The organism is Aureimonas sp. OT7, assembly GCF_014844055.1.
Lineage (GTDB): Bacteria > Pseudomonadota > Alphaproteobacteria > Rhizobiales > Rhizobiaceae > Aureimonas > Aureimonas altamirensis_A.
Map to the genome: position 1 here is coordinate 3,949,319 of NZ_CP062167.1, position 24,129 is coordinate 3,973,447.

At 62.3% G+C, this 24,129-nt stretch carries 22 protein-coding genes and 3 pseudogenes; 13 read left to right on the forward strand and 12 right to left on the reverse strand.

Annotated features, from left to right (window positions below; translation table 11 throughout):
• Positions 1-103 precede the first annotated feature (103 nt).
• Positions 104-1,180: a transposase gene (locus IGS74_RS18910; protein WP_192388237.1), complete on the forward strand. Its 1,077-nt coding sequence runs from the start codon at positions 104-106 to the stop codon at positions 1,178-1,180.
• A 475-nt stretch (positions 1,181-1,655) separates the two neighbouring features.
• Here the strand turns inward: IGS74_RS18910 and IGS74_RS18915 are convergent, their stop codons facing one another.
• On the reverse strand, positions 1,656-2,846 hold the full coding sequence (locus tag IGS74_RS18915; RefSeq protein WP_192388239.1) for an FAD-dependent monooxygenase: 1,191 nt from the start codon (positions 2,844-2,846) through the stop codon (positions 1,656-1,658).
• Positions 2,847-2,919: 73 nt separating this feature from the next.
• Between IGS74_RS18915 and IGS74_RS18920 the strand changes: the two genes are divergently transcribed.
• A complete protein-coding gene (locus IGS74_RS18920; protein ID WP_192388241.1) occupies positions 2,920-3,234 on the forward strand; it encodes a hypothetical protein in 315 nt (104 codons plus the stop codon).
• A gap of 49 nt (positions 3,235-3,283) precedes the next feature.
• Here the strand turns inward: IGS74_RS18920 and IGS74_RS18925 are convergent, their stop codons facing one another.
• The 3 genes from IGS74_RS18925 to IGS74_RS18935 all read right to left on the reverse strand — a co-directional run bounded on the left by IGS74_RS18925 (position 3,284) and on the right by IGS74_RS18935 (position 7,014).
• A complete protein-coding gene (locus IGS74_RS18925; RefSeq protein ID WP_206688190.1) occupies positions 3,284-3,730 on the reverse strand; it encodes a MarR family transcriptional regulator in 447 nt (148 codons plus the stop codon).
• Positions 3,731-4,126: 396 nt separating this feature from the next.
• A complete protein-coding gene (locus IGS74_RS18930) occupies positions 4,127-6,580 on the reverse strand; it encodes a heavy metal translocating P-type ATPase (protein ID WP_192388245.1) in 2,454 nt (817 codons plus the stop codon).
• Between the two features lie 41 nt (positions 6,581-6,621).
• The gene (locus IGS74_RS18935; protein ID WP_192388247.1) at positions 6,622-7,014 is read right to left on the reverse strand and encodes a helix-turn-helix domain-containing protein; all 393 of its coding nucleotides are present in this window, start codon (positions 7,012-7,014) and stop codon (positions 6,622-6,624) included.
• A gap of 132 nt (positions 7,015-7,146) precedes the next feature.
• On the opposite strand from IGS74_RS18935, the gene IGS74_RS18940 reads away from it, so the two are divergent.
• The 4 genes and pseudogenes from IGS74_RS18940 to IGS74_RS20365 form a co-directional block, all read left to right on the forward strand.
• Complete coding sequence (locus IGS74_RS18940) at positions 7,147-7,995, forward strand: SDR family oxidoreductase (protein ID WP_192388249.1); 849 nt, start codon at positions 7,147-7,149, stop codon at positions 7,993-7,995.
• Between the two features lie 131 nt (positions 7,996-8,126).
• Positions 8,127-9,518 (forward strand): annotated as a pseudogene (locus tag IGS74_RS18945) (NAD-dependent succinate-semialdehyde dehydrogenase).
• 66 nt (positions 9,519-9,584) lie between these two features.
• Positions 9,585-10,382, forward strand: a complete 798-nt coding sequence (locus tag IGS74_RS18950; RefSeq protein ID WP_192388251.1) for a (S)-acetoin forming diacetyl reductase — start codon at positions 9,585-9,587, stop codon at positions 10,380-10,382.
• A 95-nt stretch (positions 10,383-10,477) separates the two neighbouring features.
• Positions 10,478-10,621: pseudogene (locus IGS74_RS20365) on the forward strand (alcohol dehydrogenase catalytic domain-containing protein); the annotation flags it as partial.
• A gap of 162 nt (positions 10,622-10,783) precedes the next feature.
• Here IGS74_RS20365 and IGS74_RS18960 read toward each other — a convergent pair.
• Positions 10,784-11,161 carry a hypothetical protein gene (locus IGS74_RS18960; protein ID WP_192388254.1) on the reverse strand — a complete coding sequence of 126 codons (378 nt, stop codon included), beginning with the start codon at positions 11,159-11,161 and terminating at the stop codon, positions 10,784-10,786.
• 67 nt (positions 11,162-11,228) lie between these two features.
• On the opposite strand from IGS74_RS18960, the gene IGS74_RS18965 reads away from it, so the two are divergent.
• The 5 genes and pseudogenes from IGS74_RS18965 (at position 11,229) to IGS74_RS18975 (ending at position 14,570) form a co-directional block, all read left to right on the forward strand.
• Positions 11,229-12,803, forward strand: coding sequence for a recombinase family protein (locus IGS74_RS18965; RefSeq protein WP_281413017.1), 1,575 nt, complete (start codon positions 11,229-11,231; stop codon positions 12,801-12,803).
• On the forward strand, positions 12,800-12,922 hold the full coding sequence (locus IGS74_RS20445) for a hypothetical protein (RefSeq protein ID WP_281413018.1): 123 nt from the start codon (positions 12,800-12,802) through the stop codon (positions 12,920-12,922). The genes IGS74_RS18965 and IGS74_RS20445 overlap by 4 nt, the downstream gene beginning before the upstream one ends.
• 47 nt (positions 12,923-12,969) lie before the next feature.
• Positions 12,970-13,026, forward strand: a pseudogene (locus tag IGS74_RS20370) (hypothetical protein); the annotation flags it as partial.
• A gap of 9 nt (positions 13,027-13,035) precedes the next feature.
• Positions 13,036-13,677, forward strand: a complete 642-nt coding sequence (locus IGS74_RS18970; RefSeq protein ID WP_246722711.1) for a plasmid partitioning protein RepB C-terminal domain-containing protein — start codon at positions 13,036-13,038, stop codon at positions 13,675-13,677.
• The gene (locus IGS74_RS18975) at positions 13,677-14,570 is read left to right on the forward strand and encodes a plasmid partitioning protein RepB C-terminal domain-containing protein (protein ID WP_192388258.1); all 894 of its coding nucleotides are present in this window, start codon (positions 13,677-13,679) and stop codon (positions 14,568-14,570) included. Before IGS74_RS18970 ends, IGS74_RS18975 begins: the two co-directional genes overlap by 1 nt.
• A 428-nt stretch (positions 14,571-14,998) precedes the next feature.
• On the opposite strand, the gene IGS74_RS18980 is transcribed toward IGS74_RS18975, so the two are convergent.
• From IGS74_RS18980 to IGS74_RS19000, 7 genes are all read right to left on the reverse strand, one after another.
• Positions 14,999-15,304 carry a hypothetical protein gene (locus IGS74_RS18980; protein ID WP_206688192.1) on the reverse strand — a complete coding sequence of 102 codons (306 nt, stop codon included), beginning with the start codon at positions 15,302-15,304 and terminating at the stop codon, positions 14,999-15,001.
• Positions 15,305-15,329: 25 nt separating this feature from the next.
• Positions 15,330-16,112 (reverse strand): hypothetical protein, encoded by a 783-nt coding sequence (locus IGS74_RS18985; RefSeq protein WP_192388260.1) that lies wholly within the window; start codon positions 16,110-16,112, stop codon positions 15,330-15,332.
• A gap of 178 nt (positions 16,113-16,290) precedes the next feature.
• Positions 16,291-17,052, reverse strand: coding sequence for an SDR family NAD(P)-dependent oxidoreductase (locus IGS74_RS18990; protein ID WP_192388263.1), 762 nt, complete (start codon positions 17,050-17,052; stop codon positions 16,291-16,293).
• A gap of 51 nt (positions 17,053-17,103) precedes the next feature.
• A complete protein-coding gene (locus tag IGS74_RS20115) occupies positions 17,104-17,325 on the reverse strand; it encodes a hypothetical protein (RefSeq protein ID WP_206688193.1) in 222 nt (73 codons plus the stop codon).
• A gap of 6 nt (positions 17,326-17,331) precedes the next feature.
• On the reverse strand, positions 17,332-19,056 hold the full coding sequence (locus IGS74_RS18995; protein ID WP_246723181.1) for an FAD-dependent oxidoreductase: 1,725 nt from the start codon (positions 19,054-19,056) through the stop codon (positions 17,332-17,334).
• Positions 19,057-19,090: 34 nt separating this feature from the next.
• Positions 19,091-19,252: a hypothetical protein gene (locus IGS74_RS20120; RefSeq protein ID WP_206688195.1), complete on the reverse strand. Its 162-nt coding sequence runs from the start codon at positions 19,250-19,252 to the stop codon at positions 19,091-19,093.
• Between the two features lie 291 nt (positions 19,253-19,543).
• Positions 19,544-20,140 carry a TetR/AcrR family transcriptional regulator gene (locus IGS74_RS19000; RefSeq protein ID WP_192388264.1) on the reverse strand — a complete coding sequence of 199 codons (597 nt, stop codon included), beginning with the start codon at positions 20,138-20,140 and terminating at the stop codon, positions 19,544-19,546.
• Positions 20,141-20,287: 147 nt separating this feature from the next.
• Between IGS74_RS19000 and IGS74_RS19005 the strand changes: the two genes are divergently transcribed.
• Together IGS74_RS19005 and rbbA are read left to right on the forward strand one after the other, a co-directional pair.
• Positions 20,288-21,352 carry an HlyD family efflux transporter periplasmic adaptor subunit gene (locus IGS74_RS19005; RefSeq protein ID WP_246723182.1) on the forward strand — a complete coding sequence of 355 codons (1,065 nt, stop codon included), beginning with the start codon at positions 20,288-20,290 and terminating at the stop codon, positions 21,350-21,352.
• On the forward strand, positions 21,349-24,129 hold the full coding sequence (gene rbbA / locus IGS74_RS19010; protein WP_192388268.1) for a ribosome-associated ATPase/putative transporter RbbA: 2,781 nt from the start codon (positions 21,349-21,351) through the stop codon (positions 24,127-24,129). Before IGS74_RS19005 ends, rbbA begins: the two co-directional genes overlap by 4 nt.

Sequence of the window (24,129 nt, forward strand, 5' to 3'; positions counted from 1 at the left end):
TCGACGCGCTGCGCCAGCGCGCGCAGATGGAGGGTTCTAAAAACCTGTGGCTTTGAAGGGGTGTCCGTGATTCCGTTGCCTTTGGCGTTTTCTGGGATTGGACATGGATCAGCCGGGTTTCTTCGACATTGATGAGCGGCTGGCCCGTCTGAGCGGGCTCGGCGATCAGTTGGAAGCGTTCTCGCGGGCCGTTGATTTCGAGCTGTTCCGGCCGGAGCTTGAGAAGACGCTCTCCTACAGCGACGGCAGCAAAGGCGGGCGTCCGCCCTTCGATCCGGTGATGATGTTCAGGATCCTTGTGATCCAGACGATCAACACGCTGTCGGACGAGCGCGCCGAGTATCTGATCAACGACCGGCTTTCCTTCATGCGCTTCCTCGACCTTGGCCTTTCGGATCGGGTGCCCGATGCCAAGACGATCTGGCGGTTCCGGGAGCGGCTGACGACGGCTGGCGCGATCGGGTCTCTGTTCGAGCGCTTCGATGCGATGCTGCGTGATGGCGGCTACATCCCGATGTCCGGTCAGATCATCGACGCCTCGCTGGTTGCCGCGCCACGACAGCGCAATACGAAGGCGGAGAAAGCCGACATCAAGGCCGGCAAGATACCGGAAGCCTGGAAGGACAAGCCCGCGAAGCTGCGCCACAAGGACCGCGACGCGCGTTGGACGCTCAAGTTCACCAAGGCCAAGCCGCAGGAGGATGGAACGGTGCCGGCCGTCGATCTCGCCATCCCGGCCTTCGGCTACAAGAACCACATCTCCATCGATCGCCGCTTCCGTCTGATCCGGCGCTGGAAGGCAACCGATGCAAGCGCGCATGACGGGGCCAGACTGCGCGAGGGCTTGCTGGATCGCAGCAACAGCGGCTCTTCCGTCTGGGCCGACACCGCGTATCGCTCGGCCGCGAACGAGGCCTTCATGGACAAGAACGGCTTCGTCTCGAAGGTCCACCACAAGAAGCCGCCGCACCGGGAGATGCCTGCGCCGACCCGGCGCGCCAATGCCGGAAAGTCGGTGATCCGATCCCGCGTCGAGCATGTCTTCGCCGACCAGAAATCCCGCATGGGGCTCTTCATCCGCACCGTCGGCATCAAGCGCGCCGAGATGAAGATCGGCCTTGCCAATCTCGTCTACAATATCCGCCGCTTCATCTATCTGGAGCGGATCAGCGCCGCCTGAAGCGCACTGCATACCCCATGGGCGTCTTGCCCGGGACAAGTTCCCAACAAAAGCCGACGCAAAAAGCGACGGATTGTCAAAAACGCATCATCCAGACGTCAACACGTAGTTCTTCGATCCGTCCATCTGGATAAGGCGCGCCTCGCCGCCTATGACTATTTTGCGAACGAGCCTTCGAAGATGCTCGGTTTCTTTGCCAAGCACGTCTGAGCGTACAGCGTCGCGCAATCGAGAAAGCGGAGATCGCCTTACCAGCTACGGCCGCTTTTTCACTCGATCAGCTCGAAAGCTGCCGGACCGCTAACCTGAAGGGTTTCGGGCGCCGATAGGCGTACGAAAGTCGCGAAAGAAGGAACATGACGTAATCGCCGTAGCAGGGCGGCATCGGCAGTCGCAAAGGCGGACATAACAAGCGATGCTACGCACGTTCGCACGTCGTGCTTTCTGAGGAATTGACGTGACCGCCACGTCAGCTTTAGGCGTCGAACGGGTATTCAGGCAGTTCGACACTCTCTGCCCGAGGCATCGCCACCTTGGTCAGAACCTTCTGGATGCCGGGCTTCGACGCAATGCCGAGGACGGAGCGCTGGAGCGAGACACCCAGACGACTGTGCGGCTGCATCAGACGCGGACCGATCTTTGGCACGTTCTGACCCTTCTTGACGAAAGGACGCATGATGTCTTCGTAGCACTTGAAGGCCCGCTCGATGTCGTCCCCTTTCGAAAGTTCGCCGGCCAGCACATAAGCGCCGACGATCGCCAGCGTCGTGCCGATGCCGCTGAGCGGCGTCGCGCACCATGCCGCATCGCCGGTGACGGCGACGCGACCCTTGCGCCACCGTTTCATCTTCACCTGCCGCAACAGGTCGAAGTAGAGGTCGTTGGCGTCTTCAAGCCCGTCGAGCACCCGGGGCGTTTCCCAACCGGAATCGGAGAACCTTTCCTTCAGCCACTGCTTCTGTTCCTCCGGCGCCGCCGGTGCTTCGCGAACAAGGGCCTGCAAGGTCAGGACGGCGCGGGTGGTTCCTTTGTTGTCGGGACGCAGGAAGACGCTGCGGCCATCCGGCGCATTGTACCAGCGGGCGTCGCTGCCATCGCCCGGACCCTTCGGGATCGTGAAATAGCCCATGGTGACATCCATCCAGCGCGGCTCGTTCTCGCCCTCGAAGACCAGCTCGCGCGTCGATGATCCCACCCCCTCGGCGATCAGGACCAGGTCGTAATCCTCCTCCCTGCCGCTCTGGAAGCGGACATAGGCGGCATCGGCGCCATCCTCGATGGAGTCGACCGTATCGCCGAAGCGATAGGCGGCGCGGTCGCGGACGCTCTCATAAAGCAGCCTTGCCAACTCGCCGCGCAGGATCTCCAACTCGGCCGTCGGGCCGTTCGCACCAAGATCCTTCAGCGCGAACCGGCCGACAACCTTGCTGTTCTCGTCGACGAAGGTCCAGGCCGTCTCCCCGGTGCCGCTCCTGCCGACCTCTTCTTCCAGCCCCATGCGCCGCAGCACGCCGCGCGCCACGCCGCGCACGTCGACGTTCTGACCGCCATCGCGGAACGCCGGCGCCTTCTCGACAACCGTGACGTCGAACCCGCCTTTGACCAACCACCACGCGAGCGTGTTCGCAGCCACGCTGCCGCCCGTGACAAGAACCCGCTTCGCCATGACTCATCTCCTTGATCTCGACTGTCCAACGGCAGGGGCCTGCCGGGTCGCTCATCTTTGCTGACCGCTTCTCGTGCCGATCCTCGCCCACCCGCTGGAAGGCCCCCTCACCAAGGAACCGAAGAAGCCGCTGCGTGAAAGCCCCGGCCTCGTCGACGTTGGCGAGGTGCTTCGCATTCGGCACTTCGTCGTACCGCGCATTCGCCAGCGCGGTGACCTGCGCCCGCCAAGCGATCCCGGCGCTGGTCATCCCGTGCAGCAGGACGACCGGCCCTTCGCCCATCTCGAAGCAGTAGAGACGCCGACCGGCGAGCGGCACCCACCCCGCATGCATCTGTCCATCCTTCCGCCAACAGGTCTCACTCAGATGAGACTATATCAGCGTTGATGTTTTCTCCGTCAAGGTTGCTGGCGGGATGAGGGGTGATTGCCGAGAATCATTCATCCAATTCAAGGTTGGCGATCAGTCGCTGGAGCAGGATCGCCAGCGTCCTACTTTCCTCGGCGGTGAATCCTGACAAGGCGTTCTCGTTGACCTCGATGAGGAAGGGCGAGGCGACCGCGACTGTTTCCCTGCCTTTGTCGGTGAGTTCGATGATCGTGGCGCGGCGATCCTTCTCGGCCGGCCGACGCGATATGAATCCTCCTTCTTCGAGCCGACGGATGGCATGGACCATGCCGGGCTGCCCGATCCCCAATCCACGGACGAGATCGCGCTGAAGCATCGGCCCGTCGCGATTGAGAAGCATCAGCGGCGACAGGTGCGCCAGCGCGATCCCGAGCGGCCTGAGCAGGGCATCCATGCGGCGATTGAACACGCGCGCGGCGTGGTTGGTCAGAAGACCAGGTGCCTCTCCGGGAGAGCAGGAGTCGACATTATTCAACTGGAAGGGCCCCATCCACATTCCACGCTGCCGGACCATCGGATTGGTGGAAAAACAATCAACCTTCGCGTTCCATGACAGGTCCGCGCTACCTTATGCCGCCATTGCCGCGCCGGTAGCCATGGAAAACCATCGACGGGATGTTTGCTTCCTTCAATGTTTAATTGGGAGTGCTATAGCGTAGGTGTAGTTCTCCATTTCGTCGGCTTCGGCCCGCCGAACACCGCCGATTGCCGCACAAATTAAGCGTTTATCTATTTTATTATCAACAAGATAGCTCCTCCCAAAGCGACTGAGCTACGAGGCGAGGTTCTCGCACGCCCTGCCGACAAAGACGGCGGCGAGGTGGCCATGGAGCTTCTTCCTTATGGTACTTGACGGATGGGAGATGAATGCTCAGACCTTCGTGGCTCGCAACCTGAGGGCATTGCCGATAACGCTGACCGAGGACATTGCCATGGCGGCGGCGGCGATGATCGGCGACAGCAGCAGGCCGAACACCGGATAGAGCACACCCGCTGCGATCGGCACGCCGGCGGCGTTGTAGATGAAGGCGAAGACGAGGTTCTGTCGGATGTTGCGCATTGTCGCTTCCGAAAGGCGCCGCGCCTTGACGATGCCCATGAGATCGCCTTTGAGCAGGGTGACGCCGGCGCTCTCGATCGCAACGTCGGTGCCCGAGCCCATGGCGATACCGACATCGGCGCCGGCAAGCGCCGGGGCGTCGTTGACGCCGTCTCCGGCCATCGCCACCACGCGGCCTTCTGATTTCAGCCGGGCGACGACGGCGCTCTTCTGATCTGGCAGGACATCGGCCTCGACCTCGTCAATGCCGAGCCTGCGTGCTACCGCCTCGGCCGTGGTGCGGTTGTCGCCGGTCAGCATGACGATGCGAATGCCGTCGGCATGTAGCGCCTTCAGCGCCTCCTGCGTCGTCGCCTTCACCGGATCGGCGATGGCAAAGATTCCTGCGGTCTGATCCCCGACGCCGATATATATGGCCGTCGCACCGTCGTGGCGGAGCGCATCGGCGCGCTCGGAAAGGGATGAGGCATCGATACCATTCTCCGCGAGGAAGGCGGCGTTGCCGAGTACGATCCGCTTGCCTTCGATCGTCCCGAGCGCGCCCTTGCCGGTGGGTGAGTCAAAGTCCGTCACCGGCGGAACGGCAATCCCTTTCGTTTGGGCGGCAGCAACAACGGCCAGCGCCAACGGATGCTCCGAGGCCTTTTCCACGCCGGCCGCGAGCCGTAGGATATCGTCTTGCGCGAAGCCATCGGCCGCGACGATTTCGGTCACGGCGGGCCCGCCCTCGGTCAGCGTGCCGGTCTTGTCGGCCACGAGCGTATCGACCTTCTCCATCCGCTCCAGCGCCTCGGCGTTCTTGATCAGGACGCCAAGACCCGCTCCCTTGCCGACGCCGACCATGATCGACATCGGCGTGGCGAGGCCGAGCGCGCAGGGGCAGGCGATGATAAGCACAGAGACGGCGGCGACGAGGCCATAGGCGAAGCGTGGCTCCGGTCCCCAGATCGCCCAGGCGGCAAAGGCGAGCAGCGCAATGATGATCACGACAGGGACGAACCAGCCGGAAACCTTGTCGGCCATGCGCTGGATCGGCGCGCGCGAGCGTTGGGCGTCGGCGACCATCTGGACGATGCGGGCGAGCATCGTATCGCGGCCCACCTTCTCGGCCCGGATGACAAGCGCGCCGGTCTGGTTCAGCGTGCCGCCGACGACGTGATCGCCGACGGTGCGGGTGATCGGCATGGATTCGCCGGTGACCATGGATTCGTCGACCGAGGAGCGTCCGTCTTCCACCTGCCCGTCGACAGGCACCGTCTCGCCGGGACGCACCCGCAACCGGTCGCCGATGACGATGGCTTCGACAGGCGCGTCTTCCTCCGCCCCGGCTTCGCCGATGCGGCGCGCCGTCTTCGGCGCGAGGTTAAGCAGAGCCTTGATGGCGCCTGAGGTCTGCTCGCGAGCACGCAGTTCCAGCACCTGTCCAAGCAGAACCAGCACAGTGATGACGGCCGCCGCTTCGAAATAGACCGCGACCGAGCCGTTGGCGGCCCGGAATGCATCGGGGAAGATGCCGGGCGCCAGCGTGGCGACCACGCTGTAGGCCCAGGCGACGCCCGTGCCCATGGCGATCAGCGTGAACATATTGAGGCTGCGGTTGACGAGCGAGGCCCAGGCACGCGTGAAGAAGGGCCATCCCGCCCACAGCACCACCGGCGTCGCTAGAGCGAACTGAGTCCAGATCGAGATCTGGGTGGGCACAAGATGATGCAGCGCCGGGATCAGATGCGATCCCATTTCCAAGATGAACACCGGCAGGGCGAGCACGAGACCGATCCGGAAGCGGCGAGTCATATCCGTGAGTTCAGCGCTCGGGCCGGTGTCGGCGGCCGCCACCAGCGGCTCCAGCGCCATGCCGCAGATCGGGCAGCTTCCCGGCCCGTCGCGCCGGATATCCGGATGCATCGGGCAGGTCCAGATCGTGCCCTCCGGCACCGGCCGCTCGCCGGCAACACCCGCTGTGCCGTGATGGGCGTGACCCGCGTGATCCTGGTGACGGGAATGGTTGTGTGCGTTTTTGTCTTCTGCCGTGGCGCGCGCGACGTAGCGCTCGGGATCTGCGTCGAACTTCGCCTTGCAGGCGGCCGAGCAGAAATAGTGCGTCGTACCCGCATGCTCGACATGGTGCTTTGCCGTCTCCTGATTGACGGACATGCCGCAGACCGGGTCGTTCACCCCTGCGGGGACGGAACGCGTGTGATGATGAGCATGGCCGCCATGATTGGCGTGGTGATCTTTTGAATGATCCCGTTCGTGCGAAGCCATTCCTGAAAACCTTCCCCGCAAAGCGGATGCGTCCGGGATGTTTACCCCCTGTTCGTCTGCGTGTCCGGCCGCATCGTATCCCAATGCTCGACGATGCGCGGCAGGCTGAGCTCGATCCAGTCCGCGAGGTCGCGAATTTTTTCAGCGGCTTCCTGGCCGAGGGGGGTCAGTGTGTATTCCACATGGGGCGGTACGATCTTGAAAGCCTTGCGCTCGACCATACCGTCCCCTTCCAGCCACTGCAGCGTCTGCGCCAGCATCCGTTCGCTGACACCGCCGACCTTGCGACGCAGTTCGCTGAAGCGCTGCGTGCCAGGCTGAAGCGCAATCAGAACGAGCACGCCCCAGCGACTCGTCAGATGCCGGAGCACATCGCGCGAGGGACAGGCGGCCGCCATGAGATCGCCGCGCGCGAGCTTTTCGGACAGCGTCATGGCCGTATCCGCCTCCTGAATTTTTTCCGGTACTCCGACATTCATCCATACTTACCTTTGCGTTGGTACTAACGAAACATAACTATAAAGCCTACATGTGATTCAATGCTGGCTGAAACAAGGAGTTCGCCCATGACCATTGCCGTAACAGGAGCTACCGGCCAGCTTGGCCGCCTCGTCGTCGAGACGCTGAAGCGGAAGGCGCCGGCCTCAGATATCGTCGCCCTGGTGCGCAGCCCGGAAAGGGCTGGCGACCTGGGTGTGACGGTCCGCGCAGCCGAATATGCGAAGCCCGAGACCCTTGACGCGGCTCTGGCAGAGGTTGACACCCTATTGTTGATCTCATCCAGCGAAGTCGGCCATCGCGCCGCCCAGCACAAAAATGTCGTTGACGCGGCCAAGAAAGCCGGCGTGAAGCGGATCGTCTACACCAGCCTGCTGCACGCCGATGTCTCGCCGCTTAACCTGGCCGAAGAGCATCGCCAAACGGAAGCCGATCTGAAGGCTTCGGGGATCCCCTACACCATCCTGCGCAATGGTTGGTACAGCGAAAACTACACTGCCTCCATCGGCGGCGCGCTTGCTGGCGGCGCTTTCATCGGTAGTGCCGGTGACGGAAAAATCTCTGCCGCCCCGCGCGCTGACTATGCCGAAGCGGCCGTAGCCGTGCTGACTGGCGAGGGGCATGACGGCAAGACTTATGAACTGGCGGGCGACACCGCATGGACGCTTTCAGACCTCGCCGCCGAAATCTCCCGGCAGACCGGTAAGGACATTCCCTACAAGAACCTTCCCGAAGCCGATTATGCCAAGGCTCTGGCAAGCCACGGCGTGCCGGAAGGCTTTGCTGCGTCCATTGCCTCCTGGGATGTCGGCGCGTCCAGGGGGGCTCTGTTCGACGACGGAAAGCATCTCTCCAGCCTGATCGGCCGACCGACCACGCCACTCTCCGTGCCGGTCGCCGCCGCTCTCAAGACTTAAGCTCGCAAGGCGCTCCGCTTCAGGGGCGCCTCATCGTCTCGAACTCAGTCCCACGCTCACCAGCCAAATCGAGACTGCTTTGTCGGTCTTGGTGCGGCCACGGAGAGCGAACCATCTGGAAAGTACCCATCATGGCCTATGCAACCATCAATCCCTATACTGGCGAAACGCTCAAGACCTTCGCCGACGCGACCGACGCTTAGGTGCGCGAAGCGATCGAGAACGCCCACAACGCTTTCCTGTCATGGAGGGAGACGCCTTTTGCCGAGCGCGGCCGCATCCTGCAAAAGGCAGCCGATATCCTGCGTGAAAACAGCGACGATTATGCCAAGCTTCTGACGCTGGAGATGGGAAAAATCTTCCCTGAGGCGAAGGCAGAGGTCGAGCTTTCCGCCAAGATTTTCGAATATTACGTGCGCAACGCCGAGGCGCTACTCAAGCCCGAGAAACTTCTCGTCCTTGATCCGGCCGAGGGCGACGCCATCATCGTGCATGAGCCGCTCGGCGTGCTACTCGCCATCGAGCCGTGGAACTTCCCCTATTACCAGATCGCCCGCATCCTCGCGCCGCAGCTCTCGGCCGGCAATACGGTGCTGCTCAAGCATGCTTCGAACGTGCCGCAGAGCGCCGCCGCCTTCCAGGATCTGATGAAGCAGGCCGGGCTGCCGGACGGCACGTTCCGCAACCTTTATGCCACCCGTTCGCAGATCGAATTGATCCTCAACGACGATCGCGTCCACGGTGTCGCGCTCACCGGTTCCGAAGGCGCGGGTTCGGTGGTCGCCGCACAGGCCGGCAAGGCGCTGAAGAAGTCGACGCTGGAGCTTGGCGGCGCGGACGCCTTCGTGGTGCTGGCCGATGCAGACCTCGAAAAGACGACGAAATGGGCGGTGTTCGGCCGCCACTGGAACGGCGGTCAGGTCTGCGTCTCCTCCAAACGTATAATTATAGTCGACGAAGTGTATGATGCGTTCCTGACGAAGTACCGCAAGGGTGTTGCCGGACTGGTCGCCGGCGATCCCTTCGAGGCGAACACGACGCTGGCCCCGCTCTCGTCGCAGGGTGCCGCCGAGGAGGTGAAGGAGAAAATTCGTGAGGCGGTGAAGCTCGGCGCGAAAGCCGAAGAGGTCGGACCTCCCGTTCCCAATAACGGCGCTTTCGTGCAGCCGACCATTCTGACCGATCTCGCGGAAGACAACCCCGCCCGCTACTGGGAGTTCTTCGGCCCGGTCTCGATGCTGTTCCGTGCGAAGGACGAGGCAGACGCGGTGCGCATCGCCAACGACTCCCCCTTTGGCCTCGGCGGCTCTGTGTTCACGGCCGATACGAAACATGGCCTGGAAGTGGCGAAGCAGATCTCGACCGGCATGGTGTTCGTCAACCATCTGACCAAAGTCGAGGCCGACCTGCCCTTCGGCGGCATCCGCCGTTCCGGTTATGGCCGCGAACTGATCGGCCTCGGCCTCAAGGAGTTCGTCAACCACAAGCTTATCGACGTCGTCGATATCGACGCGCATTTTTGAGTTTTGGCCACTCCCGCCCTCGGGTGGGAGTGGCATCGATTCCATCGAACATGAAGGACCAGCAAAATGTCTACTATCAAGAAAGTCGCTGTTGTTACGGGCGCGGGCCAAGGCATCGGCCTGGCGATTGCGATCCGCCTCGCCAAGGATGGCTTCACTATCGGTTGCCTCGACTTCAACGCAGAGACCGCGAAGCAGGTGGCGGATACGATCATCGCCAGCGGCGGCGAGGCGATAGGTGTCCAGGTTGACGTCGCGCAACGTGAGCAGGTGTTTCAGGCGGTGGACGATGTTGTCGCCCGTTTCGGCCGCCTGGACGTGATCGTCAACAATGCGGGCCTGGGTCCGGTCACGCCGATCGAAGACATCACGCCCGAAATCTACCACCGGGTATTCGACGTCAACGTGGGAGGGACATATTGGGGCATTCAGGCCGCTGTGAAGCACTTCAAGGCGCGCAAGCCGGCTAAGACAGGTGATGTGATCGGCAAGATCATCAACGCCTCCTCCCAGGCCGGGCAGGTCGGAAATCCGGATCTCGCGGTGTACGGCGCGACCAAGTTCGCCATTCGCGGCATCACCCAGACAGCAGCGAAGGACCTCGCCCCGCTCGGCATCACGAGCAATGCCTATTGCCCGGGCATCGTGCGCACGCCGATGATGGAGGGGATCGCGCAGAAAGTGGCCGATGAAAACGGCCAGTCCCTCGAATGGGGCCTTCAGCAGTGGGCGAAGAATGTGACGCTCGGCCGCATTTCCGAACCGGAAGATGTAGCTGCTTGCGTCTCTTATCTTGCCGGTCCGGATTCAGACTACATGACCGGCCAAGCCCTCATCATTGATGGCGGCATGGTCTTCAACTGAGGTCGCCTGCCACCGCCGAGAGCGGATCCGGCACCAATATCGGATCGCCCTCGGCGGTCGTCCACGTGTTCGGGTCAGATACTTGTGAAAATCGCAGCGATGGTGTCTGCCACACCGGCCTGCAGGCCGTTGACGGTGACAGGCCGGTCAAACCGAAGCCGCCCTTCATCTTGGGTGACGAGGGTGTCAAACATGCCGTCGCGGTCGGCACAGGCGTTCAGCACGTCAAGGAAGGCGACGTCACACCGTTATTCCACCAATGTACATACTCAGGTTGAATTTGCAGGGTCATGGAGGGCTATGGAGTAGGTATAGTTCTCATCACTATCCCGCATGGCCCGCCAACACTCGAAGGTCGATTTGGCCTCCTGCGGCTCCCCGGCTATTTTCACTTCTTGGCCTTAAGAATCACTCTTGTCACTTTCAAGAAAGCGATCCAGCGTGTTGACGGCCGCCTTAAGCCGCGCCTTCGCTTCGGTAACGTCGATGACCCGAAGAAGCTCTTCGCGCTTAGCTTGCCGCAGAACGAGCCTGAGTACGTGATCTGAGTGGCGCATCAGTGTCACCAGACATTCGCCGCTCGGACCATTGCGCGCCTGAAACCAGTTCTTGACGGTTCGCTGGTTGTATCCAGTGAGTCTTGCGACCTCCTTCACCTTATGAGGCCTGCCCCCGAACTCTGCGTCGAGCGCGGCAGCGACTTCTCGCGCGAACAATTCTGCACCAAGAGTATCCGGTACAGGTTTTGGACTGTCAGACCGAAAAGTTCGCGCCTTCATGGAGCAGGACATCCCTTCAGTGCCGGGATACGACTGAACCACTTCAACACAAGCGAGCTACAATCTCGTGTCAGCGACGGAGTGGTCTGAGGAAGATTTTGATGGCGCGTCGCCAGCCCGGACACGGGCGGCACGCTATGTTCGCATGTCTACCGATCATCAGCGCTACTCCACAGAGAACCAGGCGGACGCCATCGACGCTTATGCGGCACGCCGCGGCTTCGACATCGTGCGCACCTATGCCGACGAGGGGCGAAGCGGGCTCAGCATAGCTGGCCACGAAGCCCTGAGAACACTGATCGACGATGTCCGTAATGGTCTCGCCGACTTTACTGCAATCCTCGTCTACGACATCAGCCGGTGGGGCCGCTTTCAGGATGCCGACGAGAGCGGATACTACGAGTTCGTGTGCCGCGAGGCGGGCATCACTGTCCATTACTGCGCCGAGCCGTTCGAGAACGACGGTAGTCCTAGCTCGACGATAATGAAGAGCGTGCGGAGGGTCATGGCGGGCGAGTTCAGCCGCGACCTGTCCACCAAGGTGTTTGCCGGCCAGTGCCGCCTCGTCACCTTGGGCTACCGGCAAGGCGGACCGGCAGGCTACGGGTTGCGTCGACAGCTTATCGATGAGAAGGGACAGCCGAAAGCCGAGCTTCGGGCCGGCGAGCAGAAGAGCCTCCAGACCGACCGTGTCGTACTCGTGCCCGGCCCGGCGAAAGAGGTGGAGACAGTGCGCCGGATCTACCGCCTCTTCACCGAGGAGCATCGCTCGGAACGAGAGATTGCAGCAATGCTCAATGCTGAGGGTCGAAAGACCGATCTTGGCCGGCCGTGGACCAGGAGCGCTGTCCACCAAATCCTGAGCAATGAGAAGTATGTCGGCAACAACGTCTATAATCGCGTTTCTTTCAAACTAAAAAAGAAGCGTGTCGTAAACCCGCCGGATATGTGGATCAGAGGCGATGGGGCGTTCGAGGCCATCGTCGACCCGGCATCGTTCCAGGCAGCTGCCCGTATCCTTGAGGAGCGCGCCCGACGCTTCTCGGACGACGATATGCTGCGGATGCTTTCAGACCTTCTAGCCTCGCGCGGTGTTCTATCGGGTCTCGTAATCGACGAGATCGAGGAGATGCCATCGGCGGCCAGCTACCGCCATCGTTTCGGCAGCCTAATGCGGGCCTACCACCTTGTCGGCTATGCGCCCAATCGCGACTACCGGTACATCGAGACGAACCGCCACCTTCGCCTTCTCCACCCAGAGATCGTCGGCGAAGTCACGCGCGGCATCGAGGCGACGGGTGGCATTGTTGGCATCGATCCGGCAACTGACCTACTGACAGTGCATGGGGAGCTAACGGTGTCGATCGTTGTCGTGCGCTGCCAAGCGACACAGGCGGGCACACTGCGTTGGAAGCTCCGGCTCGACACGAGTTTGCGGCCGGATCTCACAATCGTCGTAAGGCTGGATGCCGGCAACCTACGCCCGCGCGACTTCTACATCCTGCCGTGGATCGACGTCGGCTCCAGCGAAATCCTGCGAATGGCCGAACTGAATGGCCTCCACCTCGACGCCTATCGGGTGGATGATCTCTCATCCCTGTATCACCTGCTGCTCCGCAGCCAGATGCCGAGGGCCGCATGACCGAAGCCGTGTCTGACATCGTCTCGATTCCGATCGCCCAGATCGAAGTGCTTAATCCTCGCATCCGAAATCGCCGCATTTTCGAGGAGTTGGTGGCGAGCATCCGCGCGGTCGCCTGAAGAAGCCGATTACCGTCACGCGGAAGACGGACGGAGATGGCTACGAGCTGGTCTGTGGCCAAGGTCGTATGGAGGCCTTCGTCGCCCTAGGTCAGATGGAGATACCAGCAGTCGTGATCGAGGCATCGCGCGAAGACTGCTATGTGATGAGTCTTATAGAGAACCTCGCGCGCCGGAACCATTCGCCGCTGGAGCTGATCCGCGAGGTCGGCGTAATGCGCGAGCGCGGCTACGATTACGCGCAGATCGCCTCCAAGATCGGCTTCAGCCCTGAGTATGCATTTTCTATCTGCTTCCTCTTAGAACATGGTGAGGAGCGCCTTCTCGACGCAGTAGAACGGGGCGTCATCCCTCATACGATTGCGGTGGAAATCGCGCGGGCGAACGACGCCGGCGTTCAACGTGCTCTGACCGAAGCCTATGAAGGCAAGACCTTGCCGGGCAATCAGGTGCTGGCGATCCGGCGCATCGTCGAAGAGCGAAACCAGATCGGCAAAGGCGTAAAGTCCGTCGGTCACCCGCAAAAATCCACCAAGACCACGGCCGCCTCGCTGGTGCGTAGCTATCGTCGAGAGATCGACCGGCAGAAACTGATCGTGAAGAAGGCCGAACTGGCACAAGGCCGCCTGATCTTTATCGTCAATGCGCTGCGCCGCCTCTTGGAAGAGGAGCATTTCGTCACTCTGCTTCGCGCGGAATCGATCGGCACACTCCCGCAGCCGCTCGCGGAACGCATCGGGATCAAGGATGAGTGATGGCCGAGGATGTACACATTGGGTTCGAACGGCAAGTCGTCTCCATTCGGCTGACGGACATACTCCCTCTTCGTCGGCTCGCGCCCAACGTCGCCCGCTCCAAACGCTATGGGCGTATCATCACATCGATTGCAGAAGTCGGCATCATCGAGCCGCTTCCCGTTTCAAAGCCAAATGCGGAAGGGAAACACCTACTGCTCGATGGTCATCTCCGGTATTATGCCTTGTGTGAGCGCGGCGAGGAGAGCGTGCGCTGCGTCATTGAGGACGATGACGAGAGCTTCACCTACAACAAGCGCGTGAACCGACTTGCGACGGTGCAGGAGCACTACATGATCGAGCGGGCGCTTGAACGCGGCGCCTCGGCGGAGAAGATCGCCCGCGCGCTTGGAATGGATATCAGAACGCTGACAAAACGGCGCACTATGCTCGATGGGATCGCCCCGGAGGTGATCGAGCTGTTGAAAGATCGTACGGTCAGCAAGGCGATCTTCGATGCCTTGCGGAAGATGAAGCCGCTTCGCCAGTATGAGGCGGCTGATCTTATGATCCAGGCGGGCAACCTGACGACCGGCTATGCCAAGGCCCTGCTCGCTGGCACCAAGCAGACCGACTTGGTGGCACCGGAGAAGCCGAAGCGGTTGAACGGCCTTTCCCCCGAGCAGATGGCGCGGATGGAGCGAGAGCTTGAGGTGGTCAGCCGCGACTTCAAGGCAGTGGAGCGGACGTTCGGCGACGACGTGCTCCATCTCGTCCTCGCGTCACGGTACGTCGGCCGCCTGATGGCGAACACCAATGTGGTAGCGTACCTCGAAAAGCGACACGGCGACATGCTAACGGAGCTTCGGGCGATCGTGCTTGCTGCGTCATTGGAGCCGGGCCCGGCGGTATAGCCGGACGTGCCCACAAAGTGCGTTGTTTCTGCGCTGTGGTGGTCGCCGTCGAGAGACAGCGGCGGGCCGTGCGGGATTCGAACCGATCTAGAGGAGGGCTATAGCGTAGACATAGCTATCATCTTCGCCCGGCACGGCGCGCCAATATTTTCAATGACTTAGATTGATATTCTGGGCCGGATAGCAGACTACATGTCGGCGATTAGTCTGCGGAAATTTCCTTCTTTCTGCTTCATGGCCCCTGAGAATGCGTTCGGTGTGCGCCCGAAGCGATCATCTCGCACGCACTCTGGCGATGGCTGAAACGGGGCCGGAAGCGGAACGGCAGGCTTTGGTTAACGATGCCGGGAAAGCTGCCGTTCGTTGAGCTGCTTCTAAGTTCCCGGATGATCCAGAGCCGGCTACTCTGCTGCATGAAGCCCGCAGAATCACGAGAGCGCGCATTCCGAATGAAGCTCGGCGCCGACCACGGACTTCGCGATCTGGGCTAGGTGCGGATGGTGCGTGAAGAACAGCACCTGTGTGGTCCGGGCGACCTCAGCGAGTACACGGAAGCCTGCCTCAGCGCGCCGGTCGTCGAAGTTCACGAAGAGGTCGTCTGCGAGGAACGGCAAGCCAACCCCTGCCGCAACCGACTGCTCGAGTGCGGCCAGCCGCAGCGCGAGGAAAAGCTGGTCGGCGGTGCCCTCGCTCATCGCGTCAACTTCGACCATGGTCCGCATGTCGTCGCGCATGCCCAGAAGTCGCGGGCTGGGACCGTCAGTATCCACCTTGAGCGTAGTGTAACGCCCGGTGGTGAGCGTTGAGAAAAGCTCGCCCGCAGGAGCAACGGATCACCCAGGCCCATGCAGCCGCAAACGCGATCAGCAGCGGCAGGAAGCCGAGCAGCGCCATGGGGATGAGCTGCTTTGCAAGAGCCGGGCCCGACACTGTCGGGCGTACGGCCAGCGTGAATCGTGCCCGAACCCATCGGCTCCGCGAAAAAGCGGCATAAACCCCGACGACGGCCAAGATGCCCGGAACAGCCCAGATCAGGAAATTGACGATGGCGGTGGCGTTGCCGCCTCTTTCGACCCGCTGTCCGATCTCGTTGGCTGCATTCTCCAGCTTTGTCTCCACCGGCATGCCGAAAGTCGCCGTGGAAAGTGTGTCGACTGCTGTTGTGACGGTCGCCGAAATGGCTCCGATCAGCCCGCCTTCGGTGAGAATTTCAGGCGCGGCCGCTTCCGGCGTCTCCTCCTCAGCGACCTGCGCTCGTTCCCCCGGAACAGGCTCGGGCGGGACGACCTCGTGCTGCAAGGGAAGCGTCTGCATAGTCCGGTCGAGGGCACGCAATTCCTCCAGAAGTGCCGCACGATGTTCATCGCTCGACAGGAGTCCGATCACCCGGCGGAGCGCTTCAATATCGCTTTGGGCGGGCTGTGCGAGCTGACCGTTGGTCGCCGCACCTGTTTCAGCCGCAGCAGGCTGGGCAACCGCAACGGTGCAGATCCACAGCATGGCTGCCACCAGCAGGGCAAGATGTTGAAGGAAGCGTATCACGTGTACCCTGGCTCTTGGTCTCTCAGCCTCGGCGCAAAGGCTTGGGCGATCTCGGCCGTGATCGATTCGGCCATCAAAGACGCATTGTCCATGCCCCTAAATGCCGCCCGCAATCTGACGGAGCAGGCTGGAAAAGATGGTGATCGGGCCGATCGATCTTCCTTTCGGCCGGCGTAGCTCACCCCGCCGACTGGCCGCCATCGATCGACAGGGAAATTCCCGTTACGCTCGCGGCCTCGTCAGACGCGAGGTAAGCGACGGATGCGGCGACCTCGGCCGCCGAACTCATCCGGCCGATCTTGGACGACATCCTCGCGATCTTCGTCATGTCCGCCCACTCAGGCACGAGCGTCGTCTCAGTAACGAGCGGGGTATCGACGCCGCCGGGACAGACCGCGTTCACCCGCAGGCCCTGATCGGCATATTCCACCGCCATCGAGCGCGTCATCGCGTTGATGCCGCCCTTGCTGGCGCTATAGGCCGCCGCATAGGGAACGCCGCAGATAGAGGCGGCCGAGCTCATGTTGACGATCGTCCCCTTCGTCTTCAGCAGATGCGGGATCGCGGCGCGGCTGACATAGAAGGTGGCGTAGAGATTGATCTTGAGTACGAAGTCCCAGGCGTCGTCGGGATATTCGTGGGCGCGGTGCCAGTCCATCACGCCGGCGCAATTCACCACGGCGTCGAGCCGCCCGAAGCGCTCGACCGCCTGATCGACCAGCGCCTGGCAATCCGCGCTTTCGCGGGCGTCGAAGCGGAAAGCCACGGCGTCCATGCCCGTTTCCCGGGTGATGGCCTCGGCGACGCGGTCTGCAGCATCGGTATTGATGTCACCGATCACGATTGCCGCGCCCTCCCCGGCAAGCCGTTCGGCACAGGCGCGGCCGATCCCGGAGGCGCCGCCGGTCACAAGCACGACCTTGTTTTCGAAACGCTTCATCCTCAGTTCCTTTCAGATCCAGTATGTTCCATTCTGACACCTTCCTGGCCGCTATAGCGGCGGGATGGCGTCCTCGCCTTTGATCGCCCGTACGGCGCCGCGCACGGCCCCCTCGATATAGCCGACCCCGCTTGTGTCGCCGACGACCTCCACATCGAAGCCGGCATTGCGCAGCGTATCCGCCAGTGCCAGGTTGGAATGCGCGCCCTTGGCGACAATCACGGTATCGGCCGGAACCGTCTGCCGGCTTCCATCCGCGGCGACGAAGTTCACCGCCGTCTACGTGATCGCCACGTCCCTCACTTGCGAAAACAGGGCGGCGCCATGGTCCTTCAGCTCGGTCACCGCGCGCATCCGGCGGACCAGCGTCAGGCCGCGGCCGAAATGGGCGCTTTCCTCAAGCACGGTGATCTTGCGGCCGCGTTCGACCAGGAACTCGCCAAGCTCGATCCCGACCAGCTCGCCGCCGATGATGACGACGTTCCTGCCCAGCGGCATCCAGACCTTCGTCGCCGCCCGGACGAAATCGGGATTGGCGAGCAGGCCGGTCGTGGCGCCGATGCCGGTGGCGAGGCGCGCGAAGGCCGAGGTCTTGCGCCTCAGGTCGGGAGTCGAGACCCCGAACATCAGGTTGCGCATGTCGTCGCCCGAAAAGACATGGTCGAGCTCGCCGCCGGGAATGCCCGGCATGTCGCGCAAGGCGCCGTTGGCGACGATCACCCGGTCGGGGAACAGCGAGCGCACCAGTTCCGGGGTGGCCTGCGTCTTGAGCCGGACATCGACCTTGGAGTGCTTGATCTGCAGCTTCAGCCAGTCGAGGAAGCGCTCATTCGGCTCATAGGCGATGCCTGCGAAACGCAGGGTGCCGCCCAGCCGCTCGCTGCTTTCGATCAGGGTCACCGTGTTGCCGGCAAGGTCCAACCGGCGCGCCGCTTCCATGCCGCCCGGTCCACCGCCGATCACGACGATCCGCTCGCCCTGCGAAGTCCGCGCCCGGTCACGTCGATATTCGAAGCCGGTCTCGGAATTGACCGCACAGCGCACCTGCTGGCCGATATATTCAGTCGAAACGCAGGTGTAGCAATAGATGCAGGGCCGAATTTCCTCAGGGGTCCCCTGGGCAAGCTTGTTCGGCAGAAAAGGATCGGCCAGCATCTTGCGGCCCATGGCGAGGAAGTCGAATGCACCCTCGGCCACAAACCGCTCGCCATGTTCCGGCTCGACCCGACCCGAGGCGATGACCGGAATGTTGACATCCGCCTTGATCGCGCGAGCGGCGGGGATGTTCGCGTCTGGCTCATGCGGGATGTTGGACGCTGAATGGAGCTTGGGCTTGGCGGTGTCGTGATAGGCGGTGACGGTGATCGCGTCGGCGCCGTTCTCTTCCAGCCAGCGCGCGACGATCTTGGCATCCTCCAGCGTGGTGCCGATCTCCTTGCCCAGTTCGCGGCTATCGAGCTTCATCCACACGGGATAGTCCGGCCCAACGGTTGCGCGCACGGCACGCAGCACGTCGAGCATCAGGCGGGCGCGGTTTTCCAGCGAGCCGCCATAGTCGTCATCCCGGTGGTTGGAAGAAGGGGACAGGAAGGACGATATCAGGTAGCCGTGGCCGCCATGGATCTCGACGCCATCGAACCCCGCCTCCTTCGCCCGGCGTGCGCCTTCGGCATACAGGGCGACGGCGGCGGCGATGTCGGCCTTGTCCAGCACCTTGACCCCGGCCATCTGTCGGTCACCGCCCGCCATCTCCTCGGGCAGGAAATATTGCAGATACTCCATATCCTGCGGATGCGGCATGGAGGGCGCCCAGAACTCGTGCCCCTGCGCCGCGGCATAAGCCGCTACGAGCCCGCCGAAATGGAGCTGGGCTGCGATCTTCGCGCCGTGGGAATGCACTGCATCGGCCATACGCCTAAGGCCGGGGATGAAACGGTCATCCGAGATGCCGGCCTGGTCGGGCAGCACTACGCCAGCCGGCCAGCCCACGCCCATCACGCCCATGATGATCAAGCCGGCGCCGCCCTTCGCCTGCTCCTCATGGAAGCGGATATACCTCCCCGATGCTGCCGTCCTGCTCGGCCAGGCTCACGCCCATGGCGGTCACCACCAGGCGATTCCTGACTTCCATCTTGCCGATCTTGCCGGGCGAAAGGAGATGCCGGTACTTGGTGGAAGCTTTCGTCGTGGCGTCGGCCATGGTGTTCTCCGGTGCGGGACTGGTCTTGCGGGCAGTTATTGATCAATCGCCGATAGCTGTGCCGCGATAGGCCGTGCGGAATACTACGCCAGCCATAGAAAGGCGGTGCTTCTTTCGGCTGTGGCCGTCCCCCCCTTGGATACCGGATTGATGCCGGCTCCCGGCGGTCGGGCGCGGCGAGTTGTTTCAACTATGAGGCCAAGAGATCGTTTTCTTCTGTGGCAGCAACTTCCATGCCGGTGTCCGAGCATTATCGGCAAGTGAACCGTCGCTTTCTTCGCGGATCAGGCTTCATTCATCAATCGGCTCCGCCTCGGATGCGCCTGAAGTATTCAGAACTTGCCGGATGGACTGGGTGAGAACCGCCTCAGCTTGCGCATCTCCCATCGCCGTGACCATCGGCAGCTTAAGAAAGTCACGCAGCACGCCGAAACCGAGCAGCAGCGCGATCATCATGGCGACGCGTGACCCGTCGCGGTCCTGAAGTTTTTCGGCAAGCGGATTGAAAAACTCGTCCTGCATGCGCTGGGCGAGAAAACTGGAGACATGCGGGCTGGAAGCCGAACTGATCAGGATATCGAAGGCGTTGATCTCCGCTACGAGTTTGCCCCGCGGCTGATCAAAGATCCGCTGGACCAGATAGGCCGGCAGGTCCTGCGGAGCCAGATCGGAGAAGTTCATCTCTTCGGAAGCCGCTTCCAGGGCTTCCAGGAACAGCTTCTCCTTGGAGCCGTAGCTCCTGTGGACATAGGCGACGTCCACGGCCACGTCGGCTGCGATGTCCCGCAGGCTGACGTCGTCGAACGAACGTGTTCCAAAGCGCCGGATCGCGGCTTCGAGAATCCGATGGCGGGTAAGACCCTCACCGCGGGACGGGCGCTTTGCCATGGCGGTTATTCCTCTCCAAGGGGAAGCTGTGCCCCGAGTTTCAAGTTAAGTCAACTGTTGTTGATTTAACTGGAAACTCGTGTAGTAGCGTCGATGAACGACAATGCGCCAGCTTGGCGCTCATGGTTCCGGGGGCGTGGCATGAAACTGCCTGGCAAAGGATGGCTGATCGCCGGAGGCGTCGCTATTGCGGCCGTCGTCGCTTACCTGGCATGGCAAGCAATGGCCGATCCCGGTCTTCCAGAGGGCATAGCCAGCGGCAATGGCCGTATCGAGGCCGTCGAGATCGATATCTCCGCCAAGGCGGGCGGGCGGCTGAGCGACATCCTGGTCAATGAAGGCGATTTCGTGCATACCGGTCAGGACCTCGCCGTGATGGATACGAACCAGCTGGAAGCCGGGAGACGCCAGGCCGAAGCTGAGCTTCGCCGCGCCGAGATCGCCATCGAGACTGCCCAAAGCATCGTCGCCCAGCGCGAGGCGGAGCGCGGCTCGGCACTTGCGATCATAGAGCAGCGTCAGGCTGAACTGGATTCCGCCGCAACCAAGCTGGCCCGCTCCGAGCAGTTGATCGAGCGCAACACAGTCTCCCAGCAGGTTCTCGACAATGACCGGGCAGCCGAACGAGGGGCCCGCGCCAATCTCGGCGCCGCACAAGCACAGTTGGCCGCCTCCGAAGCCGCGATCAGCGCGGCAAAGGCGCAAGTCGTCGATGCGGAAGCGGCGGTGGATGCGGCAAAGGCGGCCATCGAAAGCATCGAGACCGATATCGCAGACAGCACGCTGAAGGCGCCTCGCGACGGGCGCGTTCAGTTCCGGGTTGCCCAGCCGGGTGAGGTTCTGGCGAGCGGCGGGCGCGTCATCAACATGGTCGACCTGTCGGATGTCTATATGACGTTCTTCCTGTCGACCGAGCAGGCCGGCAGAGTGGCGCTCGGCGCTGAGGTGCGGCTCGTGCTCGACGCCGCACCCCAATATGTCATCCCGGCAACTGTCTCCTTCGTGTCAGATGTGGCCCAGTTCACGCCGAGGACCGTTGAAACGGAGGAAGAACGCCAGAAGCTGATGTTCCGCGTCCGCGCGCGAATACCTGCAGACCTTCTGCGGCAGTATATAGAGCTGGTGAAGACGGGGCTTCCCGGCATGGCCTATGTCCGGATCGATCCGAATGCCGTTTGGCCAGCCTTTCTTGAAATGGAAGCCGCACAATGACACGCGGTGATGACGACAGGCATCTGCCTTCCGTCATCAGCTTCAACGATCTGGAGCTGACCTATGGCAGGACCACGGCTCTCGACAAGGTGACGCTCGACATTCCGGCCGGCAGGATGGTCGGCCTGATCGGGCCTGACGGCGTCGGCAAATCGAGCCTGCTTTCGCTGATCGCCGGCGCGCGGCGAATGCAAGGCGGAACTTTGAAGGTGCTGGGTGGCGACATGCGCGATGCAGGTCACCGGCGCGAAGCCTGCCCGCGCATCGCCTATATGCCGCAGGGGCTTGGAAAGAACCTCTACTTCACCCTTTCCATATTCGAGAATGTCGATTTCTTCGGCCGCCTGTTCGGGCAGGATCGCGCCGAACGCGAGGCACGGATCGACGACCTGCTTGAAAGCACCGGCCTGGCGCCGTTCCGCGACCGGCCGGCCGGCAAGCTTTCGGGCGGCATGAAGCAGAAGCTGGGCCTGTGCTGTTCGCTCATCCACGATCCGGACCTGCTCATTCTCGACGAGCCCACGACAGGCGTCGACCCGTTGTCGCGGCGGCAGTTCTGGGAACTGATCGACCGCATCCGCGCCGAGCGGCCGGGAATGAGCGTCCTTGTCGCCACCGCCTATATGGAGGAAGCGCAGGGTTACGATTGGCTCGTCGCGATGAATGCAGGCCAGATCCTTGCAACCGGCACGCCAGACGCGCTCATGCAGCGGACGGGCACGGATAATCTCGACGCGGCCTTCATCCAGTTGCTCCCGGAAGATGACCGCAAGGATCATCGCAAGGTAGAAATCCCGCCGAGGGATGCGGCCGGGAAGGGCGACTTTGCGATCGAAGCGGAACACCTCACGATGCGGTTCGGCGATTTCACCGCCGTGGACAATGTCAGCTTCCAGATTCCACGCGGCGAGATCTTCGGTTTCCTCGGCTCCAACGGCTGCGGAAAAACGACCACGATGAAGATGCTGACCGGCCTGCTGGCCGCCAGCGACGGAACCGCGAAACTGTTCGGGCACGAAGTCGATCCCAACGACATGGCTGTGCGCAAGAAGGTCGGCTATATGAGCCAGGCCTTCTCACTTTATGGCGAACTCACCGTCCGGCAGAATTTCGACCTGCATGCGCGCTTGTTCAAGATGGACGAGACGGCGATCCCCGCGCGCATCGAGGAAATGGCGGAGCGCTTCGGCTTGCAGGACGTCATGGACAGCCTGCCCGACGCGCTGCCTCTGGGTATCCGCCAACGTCTTTCGCTGGCGGTGGCGATGATCCACGGCCCGGACATCCTCATTCTCGACGAGCCGACCTCGGGCGTCGATCCGGTCGCGCGCGACGCATTCTGGCAGATCCTCGCCGATCTCTCTCGCAAGGACGGCGTCACGATCTTCGTGTCGACCCATTTCATGAACGAGGCGGAACTGTGCGACCGCATCTCGCTCATGCATGCCGGCAAGGTGCTCGTCAGCGACACGCCGGCCGCAATCGTCCGGAAGCGCGAGGCTGCGAGCCTCGATGAAGCCTTCATCGCCTATCTGGAGGACGCGATCGCCGACTCCACGCAACAGTCCGCGCATGCGAGCACTGAGGCGGCGGGCAAAGCGGCTGCCCTGCCCCATGATGAGCCCCGGCCGGCTTCGTCCGTTCGCCGCTACTTCGATGCGCGGCGCATGTTCAGCTACGCCCGGCGCGAGAGCCTTGAACTGCAACGCGATCCGATCCGCGCCACGATCGCCGTCCTTGGCACCGTGATCCTGATGCTGGTGGTCGGCCTGGGCATTAACATGGATGTCGAGGACCTGACCTTCGCGGTGCTCGACCGTGACGATTCCACCATCAGCCGGCAATACGTCCTCGAACTCTCCGGGTCACGATACTTCGTCGAGAAGGAGCCGATCACGGACTATGCCGATATGGACCGGCGCATGCGCAACGGCGAACTCAGCCTGGCGCTGGAGATTCCTCCCGGCTTCGGCCGCAGTGTCTTGCGCGAGAACGCCGTGGAACTGGGCGCATGGATCGACGGCTCCAATCCCCAGCGGGCCGAAACCGTGAGCGGCTATGTCCAGGGCATGCACGGCAACTGGCTGTCCGCCCGGGCAAGGGAGGCCTACGGAGATGCCGCATCCCGGAACGATTTCAATCTCGAGATCCGCTACCGCTACAATCCCGACGTCAAGAGCCTTGTTGCGATGTCGCCCGCCGTGATCCCGCTGCTTCTTCTCCTGATCCCCTCGATGCTGACGGCGCTGAGCGTCGTGCGCGAGAAGGAACTCGGCTCGATCACCAATCTCTATGTCACGCCGGTGACGAAGCTGGAATTTCTGCTCGGCAAGCAGATGCCTTATCTTGTGCTCGCCATGATCAACTTTCTGTTGATGTGGATGGTAGCGATCTTCCTGTTTCAGGTGCCGTTCACGGGATCGGCCATTGCGTTCATCGCAGGGGCTTTCCTGTTCGCCGCGGCGGCGACGGCGATCGGTCTGGTCATCTCGGCCTTCATGAAAAGCCAGATCGCGGCACTTTTTTCCACGGCGCTGATCACCCTCATACCGGCCGTCCAGTATTCCGGGCTCATCGATCCGGTATCCTCCCTTGATGGGTTCGGCGCGTTCTTCGGCCAGATCTATCCGGCCACCCATTTCGTGACGATTTCGCGCGGCGTGTTCTCGAAGGGGCTCGGTTTCGAGGAACTCTCCGGGGCGTTCGTGCCGCTCCTGCTGTCGGTCCCGGTCCTGCTGGCGCTGGGCGTGCTGCTCCTGAAGAAGCAGGAGGCCTGA

Bases quoted from the DNA above. Each gene is read 5' to 3' on its own strand.
- IGS74_RS18910 (WP_192388237.1), top strand. From the start codon at position 104: ATGGATCAGCCGGGTTTCTTCGACATTGATGAGCGGCTGGCCCGTCTG.
- IGS74_RS18915 (WP_192388239.1), bottom strand. From the start codon at position 2,846: ATGGCGAAGCGGGTTCTTGTCACGGGCGGCAGCGTGGCTGCGAACACG.
- IGS74_RS18930 (WP_192388245.1), bottom strand. From the start codon at position 6,580: ATGGCTTCGCACGAACGGGATCATTCAAAAGATCACCACGCCAATCAT.
- IGS74_RS18935 (WP_192388247.1), bottom strand. From the start codon at position 7,014: ATGACGCTGTCCGAAAAGCTCGCGCGCGGCGATCTCATGGCGGCCGCC.
- IGS74_RS18940 (WP_192388249.1), top strand. From the start codon at position 7,147: ATGACCATTGCCGTAACAGGAGCTACCGGCCAGCTTGGCCGCCTCGTC.
- IGS74_RS18950 (WP_192388251.1), top strand. From the start codon at position 9,585: ATGTCTACTATCAAGAAAGTCGCTGTTGTTACGGGCGCGGGCCAAGGC.
- IGS74_RS18960 (WP_192388254.1), bottom strand. From the start codon at position 11,161: ATGAAGGCGCGAACTTTTCGGTCTGACAGTCCAAAACCTGTACCGGAT.
- IGS74_RS20445 (WP_281413018.1), top strand. From the start codon at position 12,800: ATGACCGAAGCCGTGTCTGACATCGTCTCGATTCCGATCGCCCAGATC.
- IGS74_RS18975 (WP_192388258.1), top strand. From the start codon at position 13,677: ATGGCCGAGGATGTACACATTGGGTTCGAACGGCAAGTCGTCTCCATT.
- IGS74_RS18980 (WP_206688192.1), bottom strand. From the start codon at position 15,304: ATGCGCGACGACATGCGGACCATGGTCGAAGTTGACGCGATGAGCGAG.
- IGS74_RS18990 (WP_192388263.1), bottom strand. From the start codon at position 17,052: ATGAAGCGTTTCGAAAACAAGGTCGTGCTTGTGACCGGCGGCGCCTCC.
- IGS74_RS18995 (WP_246723181.1), bottom strand. From the start codon at position 19,056: ATGGGCGTGATGGGCGTGGGCTGGCCGGCTGGCGTAGTGCTGCCCGAC.
- IGS74_RS20120 (WP_206688195.1), bottom strand. From the start codon at position 19,252: ATGGCCGACGCCACGACGAAAGCTTCCACCAAGTACCGGCATCTCCTT.
- IGS74_RS19000 (WP_192388264.1), bottom strand. From the start codon at position 20,140: ATGGCAAAGCGCCCGTCCCGCGGTGAGGGTCTTACCCGCCATCGGATT.
- rbbA (WP_192388268.1), top strand. From the start codon at position 21,349: ATGACACGCGGTGATGACGACAGGCATCTGCCTTCCGTCATCAGCTTC.